Origin of the sequence: Brevundimonas sp. TSRC1-1 (assembly GCF_049898245.1) — a bacterium.
Taxonomy (GTDB): Bacteria; Pseudomonadota; Alphaproteobacteria; order Caulobacterales; family Caulobacteraceae; genus Brevundimonas; species Brevundimonas mediterranea_A.
The window spans coordinates 342,016-355,298 of the sequence record NZ_JAFCXI010000001.1 but is presented as its reverse complement, the minus strand read 5'-3'; the positions used below and the strand labels follow the sequence as shown (position 1 = coordinate 355,298).

The 13,283-nt window shown below is 68.6% G+C and carries 11 protein-coding genes; 3 read left to right on the top strand and 8 right to left on the bottom strand.

The genetic code is table 11. From position 1 onward, the window contains the following. Window positions 1–179: 179 nt before the first annotated feature. Together ACP7CK_RS01805 and ACP7CK_RS01800 are read right to left on the bottom strand one after the other, a co-directional pair. A complete protein-coding gene (locus tag ACP7CK_RS01805) occupies window positions 180–755 on the bottom strand; it encodes an HD domain-containing protein (protein ID WP_292149185.1) in 576 nt (191 codons plus the stop codon). Between the two features lie 53 nt (window positions 756–808). Next, window positions 809–2,947 carry a phosphocholine-specific phospholipase C gene (locus tag ACP7CK_RS01800; RefSeq protein ID WP_426024944.1) on the bottom strand — a complete coding sequence of 713 codons (2,139 nt, stop codon included), beginning with the start codon at window positions 2,945–2,947 and terminating at the stop codon, window positions 809–811. Between the two features lie 183 nt (window positions 2,948–3,130). Here ACP7CK_RS01800 and ACP7CK_RS01795 point away from each other — a divergent pair, with 183 nt between their 5' ends. Further along, window positions 3,131–3,850 carry a UTRA domain-containing protein gene (locus ACP7CK_RS01795; protein ID WP_008264036.1) on the top strand — a complete coding sequence of 240 codons (720 nt, stop codon included), beginning with the start codon at window positions 3,131–3,133 and terminating at the stop codon, window positions 3,848–3,850. Here ACP7CK_RS01795 and phnX read toward each other — a convergent pair. Both phnX and ACP7CK_RS01785 read right to left on the bottom strand, forming a co-directional pair. Beyond that, window positions 3,847–4,656: a phosphonoacetaldehyde hydrolase gene (gene phnX, locus ACP7CK_RS01790; protein WP_426024943.1), complete on the bottom strand. Its 810-nt coding sequence runs from the start codon at window positions 4,654–4,656 to the stop codon at window positions 3,847–3,849. The two genes, ACP7CK_RS01795 and phnX, sit on opposite strands and share 4 nt — an antisense overlap. Continuing rightward, the gene (locus tag ACP7CK_RS01785) at window positions 4,653–5,786 is read right to left on the bottom strand and encodes a TIGR03364 family FAD-dependent oxidoreductase (protein ID WP_040349277.1); all 1,134 of its coding nucleotides are present in this window, start codon (window positions 5,784–5,786) and stop codon (window positions 4,653–4,655) included. Before ACP7CK_RS01785 ends, phnX begins: the two co-directional genes overlap by 4 nt. Before the next feature lie 73 nt (window positions 5,787–5,859). Between ACP7CK_RS01785 and ACP7CK_RS01780 the strand changes: the two genes are divergently transcribed. Then, window positions 5,860–7,173, top strand: coding sequence for a DUF5690 family protein (locus tag ACP7CK_RS01780; RefSeq protein WP_008261144.1), 1,314 nt, complete (start codon window positions 5,860–5,862; stop codon window positions 7,171–7,173). 17 nt (window positions 7,174–7,190) lie between these two features. Here the strand turns inward: ACP7CK_RS01780 and ACP7CK_RS01775 are convergent, their stop codons facing one another. From ACP7CK_RS01775 to ACP7CK_RS01765, 3 genes are read right to left on the bottom strand one after another with little or no spacing between them, the layout of a single operon-like run. Beyond that, entirely contained in the window at window positions 7,191–8,315 is a 1,125-nt protein-coding gene (locus ACP7CK_RS01775) for an osmoprotectant NAGGN system M42 family peptidase (protein WP_426024942.1), read from the bottom strand. A gap of 10 nt (window positions 8,316–8,325) precedes the next feature. Then, entirely contained in the window at window positions 8,326–10,095 is a 1,770-nt protein-coding gene (ngg, locus tag ACP7CK_RS01770; RefSeq protein WP_426024941.1) for an N-acetylglutaminylglutamine synthetase, read from the bottom strand. Continuing rightward, a complete protein-coding gene (locus tag ACP7CK_RS01765; protein WP_426024940.1) occupies window positions 10,085–11,860 on the bottom strand; it encodes an N-acetylglutaminylglutamine amidotransferase in 1,776 nt (591 codons plus the stop codon). The genes ngg and ACP7CK_RS01765 overlap by 11 nt, the downstream gene beginning before the upstream one ends. Before the next feature lie 64 nt (window positions 11,861–11,924). Between ACP7CK_RS01765 and ACP7CK_RS01760 the strand changes: the two genes are divergently transcribed. After that, the gene (locus ACP7CK_RS01760; RefSeq protein ID WP_035309464.1) at window positions 11,925–12,407 is read left to right on the top strand and encodes a MarR family winged helix-turn-helix transcriptional regulator; all 483 of its coding nucleotides are present in this window, start codon (window positions 11,925–11,927) and stop codon (window positions 12,405–12,407) included. 30 nt (window positions 12,408–12,437) lie between these two features. Here ACP7CK_RS01760 and ACP7CK_RS01755 read toward each other — a convergent pair whose 3' ends face one another. Next, window positions 12,438–13,280: a hypothetical protein gene (locus ACP7CK_RS01755; protein ID WP_426024939.1), complete on the bottom strand. Its 843-nt coding sequence runs from the start codon at window positions 13,278–13,280 to the stop codon at window positions 12,438–12,440. Window positions 13,281–13,283: the final 3 nt, after the last annotated feature.

Here is a 13,283-nt window from a genome sequence, read left to right as displayed (position 1 = left end):
CGACGCGCGTGCGCGCCCTGTCGGTGTCGATCACCCTGTTGGATCCCCCGGCCGATCGTGTTCGGCTGTGTTGACGCCGCTACAGGCGACGTCGGTCATTCTCTCGCTGGCCCGGCTATCCGGACCGGCGACGATGGAAACGCTTACTCATTCAACAACCCCCATAGTTGAAATGAAAACTAGGCTTCCGCCCTGCGGTTGATCAGGTCGCAGAGAAGCTCGCGATAGGCCTCGAAGCCGTCGACCTCGACGCCCTGGGCCTTGCCCAGTTCGTCGTAGCGCCGCAGCCGCAGCGCGGCCTCGGCCGCCGGCAGGGCCATGAATTCCTCGGCCTCGGCCGGGCTCATCGGCCCGCCCTGCAGGGCCAGGCTCTGGAGCGAGGCCGCGCTGAGCCGATCCACATAGCCGGGCGCGGTGGCGGCCAGACAGCGTTTGGCCGCGACGTGCAGCCGGACCGGCTCGGTCACCTCCGGGCCAAAGGCGCGCGACAGGTAGCCGGCGCTGATATGTTCGTGGCGGGTGTCGATGCCGCGGTCGGCGGCGTCCTCGCCCGCCTTCTGCATCATATGGCCGACGTCGTGCAGCAGGGCCGCCGCCACCAGGGCCGGCGGCGCCCCATCGACGCGCGCGTGATGCGCGGTCTGCAGCGCATGCTCCAGTTGGCTGACGTCTTCGCCGTAATGCAGCGCGCCCAGTCGGCTGAACAGGTCCGACAGTTCGGTGAAGAAGGCGTCGGCATCCACGGGAGAAGTCATCGAAAGTCCGTCTGTAAGCTGGGTCGAAATCGGGTGGGCGGGCGTGGCGTCGGTCACAGGCGCATGCGTCCGATGGCCGGGTCGGTGCGGCTGGGACGACCGGTCTCCACATGACCGGCCAGGCGCTGGATGAAGGTCGGATCGTCCGCCAAGGTCACGGTCAGATCGTACCAATGGTCGCTGCCGCGCAGATCCCAGACCGAATGCGCCGCCGTTCCGGGACGAAGGGTCAAGCGGCGGCGCGCCTCCCCTTCGGACAGGGGATAGGCGGCGTCCATGTCCAGCACCGCCTGCGCCGTCCCTTCCTGCGTACCGGTCAACTCGACGGTGAGAAGACCCTTGGCGTCGGTGGAGATCGTCACCTGGGGTTGGGGCCGCGTGGCGTCGCCGGCGAACCGACGATAGAAGCCGTTGGGACCGTGAACCGTCAGATCATAGACGCCGGGCCGGCCGTCGTTCCAATGTCCGGCCGCATAGGTCTCCCCGGATCCCAGGGTGAAGCGCCACGGCCCCGCGCGGTCGGTATTGTCGAACACCTGGAAGACCGCGCCCGTCCGCCCGCTGTTGACCAGATCGATCAGGACCGCCCCATCCGCGACGCGGGCCGCGGCGGCCAGGTCATAGGGCAAGGGACGTGCGCCGCGCTGGGGGCCGTCCTGGAAGGCCGGCGTCTGGCGCTCCGGAATCCGCAGACTGGGCGCGGCCTTGGAACGGGCGACGCGCTGCATGTAGTCGGCCGTGGCCGGCAGGGACAGGGCCGACCAGTCCTGGTTCGGGCGCGCGAAGTCGAAGGCCGAGGTCAAGTCGCCGCAGACGGTCCGACGCCAGTCGCTGATGTTCTCTTCCCTGACGCCGAAGCGTTTTTCCAGGAACTGAAGCGTGGAGGTGTGATCGAACACCTCCGAACAGACAAAGCCGCCACGGCTCCAGGGCGAAACCACGATGGCCGGCACCCGGATGCCGAGGCCCAGCGGATGGGCGCCGTGGTGGGGCCGTTCCGCATCCTGCCCATAGTCCTTGGCCTCGCCGGCGACGGACACGGTGCTGTACCCCTGGTCGGGCGTCAGCGGCGGCATGGGCGGCTGGACATGGTCGTAGAAGCCGCCGGCCTCGTCGTAGTTGACGATGAAGACCGTCTTGGAAAACACCTCGGGATGATCGACCAGGGCCTCGATCAACTTGGCGCAGACATGCTCGCCCTTCGACGGCTCGGCCGATGGATGTTCGGACAGATCCGCCGCCGTGACGATCCACGACACCTGGGGCAACCGCCCGCCGGCGATGTCCGCGCGGAAGGCCTCCACCAGCTGTTCGCCGTCCGAGCGGGTGCGATCCGCGCCGGTCTTGTCTTCCGACACCCAGGCGCGGCCGCGCTGATACAGGGGCGAATCCTTCGGGCAGGGTCGGAACGGCTTGAAAACCGACAGGATGTTGTCGCCGAAATTGTCGTATTCCTGATAGACCTTCCAACTGACGCCCGCCGCCTGGAGCCGTTCGGCGTAGGTGGTCCAGTCGTGCGGGCCGCGGGCCATCGGCCTGTCCTCGGCCATGTCGGCGCTGGGGGTCTCGTCCTCGCCGTAGTTGCTCATCTCCGGATCGCCGCCGACTTTTCCGCCGCCGTTGCATCCGGTCCAGAGGTGCAGGCGGTTCGGATAGGTCTGGGTCAGGGTCGAGCAGTGGTAGGCGTCGCAGACGGTGAAGGCGCCGGCCAGGGCGTAGTAGAACGGCAGGTCGGAGGCCTTGTAATAGGCCATCCGCTTGTGCAGCTCGCGCGAATGGCCCCACTGGTCATAGCGGCCGCCGTTGACGATGGTGATCGCCGCCGTATGGCCCTGATCCGCGCCATCGACCGTATAGGCGTTGGTGGTGCGGGAATCGCCGTGGAAGGGGGCGACGAAGCCGTCCGGATGCTCGGCGCTGGGCTGACGCCAGACAGAGGCTCCGCCCGGCAGGCGCTGCGGCCGGGGATCGCCGAAGCCCCGCACCCCGTTCAGGGCCCCGAGATAATGATCGAAGGCGCGGTTCTCCTGCATGAAGATGACCACGTGCTCGACGTCCATGATGGTGCCGGTGGCGTTGTTGGCCGGAATGGCCATGGCCTTGCGCACCGTCGCCGGCAACAGGTTCAAGGCTGCGCCGGCCGCGACGCCGCCCAGCGCGCCCCGCAGGAAAGACCGCCGATCATTTGACATGGATCAAATCCCCCTCTTCAATTTTGGTATAGACCAGATGAACGGAGATTTTCGGCGAAGTTTTCGTGAAGCTTGAGCGGCGAATGTCTGAACCGTCAGGGGCTGATCCGGTTCACTTGACCCCACAGACACGACTTCTCATCCTCCGGTGGGGCGGGAATCGACCGTCGATCGAGCGATCCCATGACTCAGCCGGACAGCCTTCACTATCTCGGAGTGCGCGACGCCATCGCCACACGGATCGCGGGAGGAGAGTTGAAGCCCGGCGAACGCCTGCCCTCCGAGCGTCAGTTGCAAGTGGGCGGCGGGGTGGCGCGCGGCACGATCCGGGAGGCCCTGTTCCAACTGGAGGCCGAGGGGATCATCTATCGCAAGGACCGCAGCGGCTGGTACGTCTCGCCCCCGCCGGTGGTCTATGATCCGACCCGGTGGGAAGGCTTCATGTCCTATGTCGAGGCCCAGGGCCGCCGCCCGGAGACCGAGACCCTCAGCAAGACGGAAATCGCCTGCACCCCCGCCCTGGCCCCCATCTTCGGCCGCCCGGTCGGCGCGCCGATGTATCGCATTCGCCGACGGCGTTCAGTCGATGGCCGCGCCGTACTGGTCGAGACCATCGTCGTCGACGCGGCCCTGGCCCCGGACCTGCTCAGCCACCCGCTGGACGGTTCGCTGACCAGCGTCCTGAAGTCCGCCTATAATATCGCCGTGGCCCGCAACCGGGTGGACATGCAGCCGTGCGCCCTGACCCGCGGCGAGGCCGAGGCGCTTCAGGTCAAGTCGGGACTGCCGGGACTGAATGTGGTCCGCACCAGTTATGACGCCCAGGGTCGCGTGGTCGAGTTCGACCGCGAATACTGGCGCCACGACGCCCTGAAGATCAGCGTCGATATTCGGGTGCGTTAGGAAAGGCCGGCGCGCCGGGCCGCCTCGGCCTCCAGCGCGGGGATCAGATCGGCCACCGTGTCGATGACCAGATCGGCGCCCGCGTCACGCAGCCGGTCGGCGGCGGCCTTCAACAGAACGGCGCGTTCATCGCCGTCCAGATCGGCCAGGGCCTGGGCGGTCAGACCGACCATATTGCCTGAGGCGGCCACGCCGATGGTGAAACAGCCGGCATTGCGCCCCTCGGCGACGCCCACCTCCGCATCGTCCACCTTGACCACGCGCGACAGGGGCCAGACGCCCAGATCGGCGCAGGCCTTGTAGATCATCAGCGGCGAGGGTCGCCCCTCCGGGGTCTCGTGCGCGCAGACCACAAGGTCGGGTGCGTACCCCTGAGCGGCGGCGCGCGGCAGGATCGCCTGCATCATCTCGCGGGTGTAGCCGGTGCAGGACGCGATCTTCAGACCCTGGCTGCGCAGATGCGCCACGGCGTCCGCGGCGCCGGGGATCAGATCCGCCGTCTCCTCGGCCAGACGGATCATCGGCGCCTGGAGTTCGGCCATGACCTGATCGACAGCCTGCTGGTCCGGCGCCGCGGCGTGGGCCGCCTGCCAGGCCTGGTTGATCCGGGGCTGTTCGAACAGGGCGCGGACGTGGTCGGCCTTGGCCCGGCCCATGTCGCGGCGGGCCTCCTCTTCACTGACGGGCGCGCCGAGGACGGCGAAGGCCTCCATCAGGGCCAGCACCGGGGCGCGGCTGCCGAAATCGACCATGGTGCCGGCCCAGTCGAAAACGACCATGTCGAAGCTGTCGCGGATGGAGGTCATGGTTCGAACGTCTCCTGAAACAGGTCTGCGATCACCTCTTCGCCAAAGGCGAAGGCGGTGGAGGCGCCGTTGCCGGCGGTGATGAGGGCGAGGCGAACGCAGGGGTGCGGCGCGGCGACCAGGTCGGCGTGCGGACCACGGGCATAGGTCCCCGTCCAGCGTTGCAGGACGGGCGGCGCGGGCCGGCCGGTGGCGGCGCGCCATTCATCCAGGATCAGTTGATCGACCGCCTCGTCGGCGAACGGATCGGGCGTGGCGGCGTCGTGATGGCTGTCGCCCACGACCAGGGCGCCGTCGGCGTCCTGCACCGCGATCAGGTGGACCCCCTCGGCCAGGGCCCGGCCCTGCTCCGCCTCCAGCCGCGTGCGCAGGGCGGCGGCCTCCGGCAAGTCGGCGTAGCCGCCGTAGCGAACCAGACCCAGGTCGGACATGACCGGCGCCGGCAAGTCGAAGCCAGGCGACGCCAGCCGCATCATCTGCAACTTGCAGCGCGCCAGGCCGGCGTCAGCCAGGCAATCCGGGAACAGGCTGACCATATCGTCTCCGGGACAGACCACCACCCGCGCGGCCTCCACGACGCCCCGGCCCGTGACGACGCGCGGCGGCTCGACCGCCTGGACGACGGTCTGACGCAGAAACTCGACCCCGAAACGCCCCTCCAGCCACGCGGCCAGTCGCGGGATGGCCGTGCGGGAGTCCACACGCAATTCATGAGGGCTCCAGAGGGCGGCGACCGTGTCAGGTCCGGTCGTCTCCGGCGACCGGGCCCGCGCCTCGTCCGGCGTCATCAGCCGACAGCCTTCGCCCATCTCGGTGGCCATGAAGGCTTCCAGCACGGCTGCGGCCTCGGGCCTGCGCACGGGCAGCCAGAGGCCGTGTTGCAGGATCGGCACGCCCGCCTCGCCCGCGACCTCGTCCCAGACGGCGCGGCTGCGATGCGCGCGGCGCCACACCCGGCCGCGCGGCTGGCCGGTGACGGTGACGAAACCGAAGTTCCGGATCGAGGCGCCGTTCGCCTGGGCGTCACGGTCGATCACCACCACCGAAAGGCCGCGCCGTGCAGCGGCCAGGGCGCAGGCCAGGCCGACGATTCCCGCCCCCACCACGGCGACGTCGTACCGTCCCATCATCCCATCATCCTCGTCATTCAAGCGTCGCAGCAGTGGTCTAGACCACGCGGGTGCAACAGGATGATGTCAAACGATGAACCGGATGCGGCTCTGGCTGGCGAAGGCCAACCCCGTTGTCTTTGTGGCGTTCGCGGGCCTGGCGGGATTTTGCGCCTATTTCTCCATGTACGCCTTCCGCAAACCCTTCACCGCCGCGACCTTCGATGTCGTGGCCGGTTGGGATTTCGCCCTGGACTACAAGATCGCCCTCGTGATCGCGCAGGTGGCCGGCTACGCCCTGTCCAAGCTGATCGGGATCAAGGTGATCGCGGAGATGCGGCCCGAACGCCGAGCGGCCGCGATCATCCTGCTGATCGGCGTCTCCTGGATCGCTTTGGTCCTGTTCGCGGTCGTGCCTGCGCCATGGAATGTCGCGGCCCTGTTCCTCAACGGCCTGCCGCTCGGTCTGATCTGGGGCCTCGTGTTCGGTTTCATGGAGGGGCGACGCACCAGCGAGGTACTGGGGGCGATCCTGTGCGCCAGCTTCATTCTGTCTTCCGGCGTCGTGAAATCGGTCGGCAAGGCCTTGATGGAGAACTGGCAGGTCAGCGAGTTCTGGATGCCGGCGGCCGTCGGGGTGGTCTTCATGCCTCTGCTGGCCGTTTCGGTGCTGGCCCTCGCCACCCTGCCCGCGCCCAGTCCCGCTGACGAAGCCGAGCGCGTGGCGCGTCGGCCGATGATGGCCAGAGAGCGCGCCGCCTTCCTGGCCGCGCATTGGCCGGTGCTGCTTCTGCTGGTCGCCGCCTATGTGATGCTGACGGCCTTCCGCGACCTGCGCGACAACTTCGCCGCCGAAATCTGGCAGGCGCTGGGCTACGGCGACGCCGCCTCGGTCTTCACCGCCAGCGAAGGGCCGGTGGCGGCCCTGTCGCTGGTGGCGATGGGCGTGTTGATCGCGGTGAAGAACAACGGCCGGGCCCTGCTGTTCATGCACGGCGTCATTCTGGCCGGGTTCGCCATCCTGGGCGCCTCGACCCTCGCCTTTCAGCAGGGCCTGCTGTCGCCGATCGTCTGGATGATCGCCGGCGGCGCGGGCCTGTACCTCGCCTATACCCCCTTCAACGCCATGCTGTTCGACCGGATGATCGCCTATTCGGGCACGGTCGCGACCGCCGGTTTCCTGATCTATGTGGCCGACTCCACCGGCTATCTGGGCAGCGTGGCGCTGCTGCTGTTCAAGAATTTCGGCGCTGTCGATCTGCCTTGGCTGCCATTTTTCGTGGGCGCCGCCTACGCCACCAGCCTGGCCGGCCTCATATTGGTCGGAGGCGCCGCAATCCTGTTCCTGCGAGGACGTGGAGATGGATCTCCCTCTCCCAAGGGCTCGGAGGGCCAAGAGCGCCCCTGAGGGCGACGGCGGTTAGACTAGTCGTGGTCTTCATCCACCGGCTGGTGGGTGAAGCCTTTGACGCCGCTCAGCGGTTTGGCGTCGCGGCCGATCTCGACGTCGCTTTCGGCATAGGCGACCAGAAGGCGCGCCAGGTCCGTCAACGCGCTTTCGTGGATGCGTTCATAACCGTGGCTGGCGTCGATGCCGAAGGTGACCAGGGCCGTCCGGATGTCGGCGCCCGATTCCAGCGCCGAGGCCGAGTCCGAGCGGTAATAGCGAAAGACGTCCTTCTGGTGCGGGATGTCATGCTCGCGCGCCAGCTGAACCAGTTTGCGCGACAGGTGCCAGTCGAACGGGCCCGTCTGGTCGGCCATAGCGATGGTGACGCCGAACTCGGACGAGTTCTGGCCCGGCGCGGTCGTGCCGTTGTCGACGGTGACCATGGCCGCCACGTCCGGGATCAGCACGGACGAAGCACCCAGCCCCACCTCCTCCGCGATGGTGAACAGCCACCAGGTGTCGACCGTCGGGATGCGCTCTTCCCGGATCATGCATTCCAGCGCGGCCAGCAGGGTGGCGACCCCCGCCTTGTCGTCCAGATGGCGCGAGACGATGAAGCCGGTGTCCATGAACTCGGGCTGGGGGTCGATGGCGACGATGTCGCCCACGTCGACGCCAAGCGCCAGAGTGTCGTCACGCCCGTGGGTCACGGCGTCGATGCGCAGCTCGATCTGGCGCCAGCTCACGGGCTGGGTGTCCACCTCCTCGTTGAAGGTGTGACCCGAGGCCTTCAGCGGCAGGATGGTTCCACGCCAGGCGCCGCCCTCGGAGAAGATCGTGGCCCGCGCGCCCTCGGCGAAGCGGGACGACCAGTGACCGATGGCCACCAGCTCCAGCCGGCCGTTGTCCTTCACCTGTTTGACCTGGGCGCCCAGGGTGTCGACGTGGGCGACGATGGCGCGGGCGGGCTTGGCGGTCCGGCCCGGCAGCCGGGCCCGGATGGCGCCGCGCCGGGTCAGTTCGTAGTCGAGCCCGAGCCGCTCCAGCTCGCGGCACGACTGCCACACCGCCTCGTCCGTATAGCCGGTGGGGCTGGGCGTGTTCAGCAGGTCGGCGAGACGGGACTTGAGGTAGTCTAGGTCTATCGCAGGACGGGCCAAGGGGCCTCCTTCAGACGTCGGCCCGGACCACGGCGCGCGCCGAGGTCGGGGCGGACAGGGGAAATAGCAGGTCGATGAACCGCTCGGCCGTCGGCTGGGGTTCGTGATTGGCCAGGCCGGGGCGTTCGTTGGCCTCGATGAAGGCGTAGTCGGCCTCGCGCGGCGACTTCACCATCAGGTCGACGCCGGTGACGGGGATGTCGATGGCGCGGGCGGCGGCGACGGCGGCGCGGATCAGGGTCGGGTGCACCTCCTCCGTCACATCATGGATGGTGCCGCCCAGGTGCAGATTGGCCGCCTTGCGCACCAGCACCTCCGCCCCCTCCGGCGCGACGTCGTCCAGCCGATAACCGGCCTCGGCCAGCGTCCGCTCGGTCTCGCCGTCGATGGGAATGGTCGATTCCCCGCCTGTGGCGGCGGCGCGGCGACGGCTCTGGTGCTCGATCAGGGCGCGCAGGGTGGAGCGTCCGTCGCCGATGACGCGCGGCGGGCGACGCAGGGCGCAGGCCACGACCTTGTAGTCGATCACCACCAGGCGCAGGTCCTCGCCCTGAACCTGTTCCTCGATCAGCACCTCCGAACAGATGCGGCGCGCGCGGGTCAGGGCCGTCTGGACCTCGTTCATCGTCGTCAGGCCGACGGAGACGCCCTGGCCCTGCTCGCCCCGCGCGGGCTTGACCACCAGGGCGCCGAACTTGGCCAGGGCGGTGTCGATGGCGGACGGGTCGCCGGGGTCGATCCGCTCGGGCACGCGCACCCCGGCCGCCTCGACGATGCGCCGCGTCATCCGCTTGTCGTCGCAGATGCTGAGCGCCACGGCCGAGGTCAGCTCCGACAGGCTCTCGCGGCACCGCACCGACCGGCCACCCCAGTTCAGGCGGAACAGCCCGCCCTCGGCGTCGATGATCTCGGTATGGATGCCGCGCCGCCGCGCCTCGTTGACGATGATCCGGGCATAGGGGTTCAGGTCGTGATCGTCGGTCGGTCCGACGAACAGGGCCTCGTTGATCGGGTTCTTGCGCTTGACCCCGAAGAAGGACACGCGGCGAAACCCCAGCTTCTCGTACAGGGCGATGGCCTGATCATTGTCGTGCATGACCGACAGGTCCATGTGGGCCAGACCCTGGGTCTTGAAATGCTCGGCCAGACGCCGGACCAGGGCCTCCCCGACGCCCGGCTGGGTCGCCTGGGGATCGACGGCGAGACACCACAGGGACGAACCGCATTCGGGATCGTCGAAGGCGCGGACATGATTGACCCCCGTCACGGTGCCGATCACCGCTCCGGTGGTCGTGTCCTCGGCGACGAAATAGGTCAGGGTCCGGTCGTCGCGATGCGACCAGAAGAAGTCAGGCGGCACCGGCACCATCTTGCGCTTGGCGTAGATGTCGTTGACCGCCTGGGCGTCCATCTCGGACGTCAGGCGCCGGACGGTGAACCCCCTCGGCTGGCGACGGCTGGCGCGATAGGTGGCCAGTTCCAGCCGATAGGTGTGCGACGGATCCAGAAACAGCTCCTGCGGCGCCTGGGCCAGCAGGACATGCGGATTACGGACATAGAAGGCGATGTCGCGGCGGTCCGGCCCCTCGGCGCGCAGGGCGTCGACCAGCGGCTCGGCCGTGTCGAAGGTCTGGGCGAACAGCAGCCGGCCCCAGCCGCAGTCCAGCACGGCGTTGGGGCTGGGCCCCTCCCCCGTCCGCACCGGCGGCTTCAGCCCCTCATGACGCAGCCGCTTGAGCCGGTGCGCCTTGGACCGTTCAGGTCGGACGTCAGACGCCATGCTGTTGCATCCACATCTCGAGCACGGCGACCTGCCACAGCTCCGACCCGCGCAGCGGCGTGATGTGTTCGGTGGGATTGGCGAACAGGGTGTCCAGATAGGCCCTGTCGAACAGGCCCCGGTCGCGCGCGGCCGAATTGGTCAGGGCCTCGCGCACCATCTCCAGATAGGGGCCCTGGATGTATTTCAGCGCGGGGACGGGGAAATAGCCCTTCTTGCGGTCGATCACCTCGGACGGGATCACCAGACGCGCCGCCTCCTTCAGCACCCCCTTGCCGCCCTGGGCCAGCTTGTGTTCGGGCGGGATCCGCCCGGCCAGTTCGACCAGCTCGTGGTCGAGGAACGGCACGCGCGCCTCCAGACCCCAGGCCATGGTCATGTTGTCGACCCGCTTCACCGGGTCGTCGACCAGCATCACCTGGCTGTCCAGACGCAGCGCCTGGTCCACCGGCGTCGCCGCCCGCCCTTGCGCGAAATGGGCCTCGACCAGGGCGCGGCTGACGTCGGTGTCGGCCATATAGGCGCCGTTCAGCTGGGTCTTCAGCGTCGCATGGCTGCGGTCGAAGAAGGCCTTGGCGTAGGTCTCGACCGGGTCGGTCGCCGCCAGCATCGGCGGGTACCAGTGATAGCCGGCGAAGACCTCGTCCGCCCCCTGGCCCGACTGCACCACCTTGATGTGTTTCGAGACTTCCTGGCTCAGCAGGTAGAAGCCGACATTGTCATAGCTGACCATCGGCTCCGACATGGCCCCGATGGTGCCCGGCAGGGCCTCCATCAGCCGCCGGTGCGGCACGAAGATCTGGTGGTGTTTGGTGCCATAGTGTTTGGCGATCAGGTCGGAATAGACGAACTCGTCGCCCTTCTCGCCATTGGCCTCTTCGAAGCCGACCGAGAAGGTCATCAGGTCCTTCTGACCCAGTTCGGCCAGCAGGCCGACGATCAGGCTGGAGTCGACCCCGCCCGACAGCAGCACCCCGACCGGCACATCCGCGACCATGCGGCGCTTCACCGCCTCGCGCAGACTGTCCAGCACCCGGTCGCGCCAGTCCTCGGCCGTCAGGGCCGCGTCCTCGGCATGGCGGGTCATGTCGGGCTGCCAATACAGCCGGTCCTTGGCCGTCCCGTCCGCCTCGATCACCCGGATCGTCGCCGGCGGAAACTTCTTCACGCCCTTCAGGATGGTGTGCGGCGGCGGCACCACGGCGTGGAAGGTCATGTAGTGGTGCAGACCGACCGGATCGATGGTCTTGTCCACGTCCCCCGCCGCCAGCAGGGCCGGCAGGGTCGAGGCGAACCGCAGCCGCTGGCCGCTCTCGGCCAGATACAGCGGCTTGATGCCGAACCGGTCGCGGGCGATCACGGTGCGGCCGGTATCCCGCTCATGCAGGACGAAGGCGAACATGCCCTTGAATCGCTCGACGCAGGCCTCGCCCCAGGCCTTCCAGGCCTTGATGATGACCTCGGTGTCGCCGTGCGAGAAGAAGCGGAACCCCATCCCCTGCAACTCTTCGCGCAGTTCGGGATAATTGTAGATGCAGCCGTTGAACGCCAGGGTCACGCCCAGGTCGGCGTCGACCATCGGCTGCTGCGCCGCCTCGGACAGGTCGATGATCTTCAGCCGGCGGTGCCCCAGCCCCACCGGGCCGCGCATCACTATGCCGGACCCGTCCGGTCCACGGGGCGAGAGCGCATCGGTCATGCGTTGGACAGCGCCAGCGTCGGCCGGCCGTCCATCGAAATTGATCTCGCCGCTAAGACCGCACATGGGTCCTCCTTGAATTGTGGAAGCAGCGTGTACAAATGATTCGTGCACGAAAGAGTTCAACCGGATGAGCGATATTTCTCCCGACGCGGCTGAAGACCTGTCCACGTCCCTGCTCCGCTCGGTGCGGCGGATCGCCCAGGCGATCGACGTCCGGTCGCGCGAGATCGCCCGGCTGACAGGCCTGACCCTGCCGCAACTTCTTGTGCTGCAATCGATCCGCGCGATGGGCGAGGTGAGCACCAGCGCCATTTCCCGCGACGTCTCCATGTCGGCGCCCACCGTGGTGGCCGTTCTCGACAAGCTGGAGGCCAAGGGGATGGTCGTCCGCTATCGGTCCAGCATCGACCGACGTGTGGTTCACGCGCGCCTGACCGAGCCTGGCCGCCAGGCGTTGGCGGCGTCGCCGGGCCTGCTGGGCCAGAATTTCACGACCCGGTTCGACGGCCTTTCGCGCATGGATCGAGAGACGATGACCGCCGCAGCGGATCGCCTCGCCACGATGATGTCCGTCCGTAGCGCCGCCCCCGAGGATCCATCCTCGTCCTGACCCGGCGCCGCCGAATGGCGAGCCCCGGCCCTACCCCGGCCGCCACTCGCTGAGCCCCTGGCCTTGGGCGTCCTCGAAGGCGACCCGGTCCAGTTGGACCGCGCCGATACAGACCGGGCGCTGATCCGGTCCGGCGGCGCGACAACGAATGGCGCGGCCGTCCGCAAAGGCCGTCATCCGCCCCTCCAGCACCAGTCGATACCCGTTCGTCGGCGCGACCGGGGCCTGGTCGCCCTCGGCGCGGACGGTGAATTCATAGGCCCGGCCGTTGCGGCGGCCGAGGCGCGAACCGTCTTCCTCGAACACGGCCGCCAGACCAAAGGTCTGGGGCGAGACCGCCGTCGCGCCGTCCGCCGCCGCATCGCTCGGAACGCCCGGACAGCCGTCCGTGCGCAACCACGGGCGCGGCAGCCAGAACCCCTCGGCCGCTTCCCAACTGTCGGCGCCGCCCGCGACCATCGGCGAACCCGTCCAATCGGCCGGCGCCAGGGTCAGTTTCAGGCTCTTGCCCTTGTCGCCCCACGACCAGGCGGCCAGCCCGTCGCCCCCCGTCGCCCCAGCCGCCGACCGACCCGTCGGCGCGGGCCCGGCGCAGCCGAAGGCCTGACGGATGACGAAGCGGCGACCGGCCAGGGTGGCCCCGCCCGGGTCCTTGCCGGCGGCATAGGCCGAGGCCGCGACATCCATGGCCTGCAAGAGCCCAGCCCGATCCAGCACCGGCGCGGGACCGATGGCGACGACCGGCGGCGCGCTGACGGCCGGGGCCGGCGGCGGAGCGGGGGCGGCCTCCTCGCGCTGGCAGGCGGCGAGGAAAACAAGGGACGCCGCAAGCGCGACGACCGACGGGCGAGGCGACACGGTCGGTTCCAGCATGAA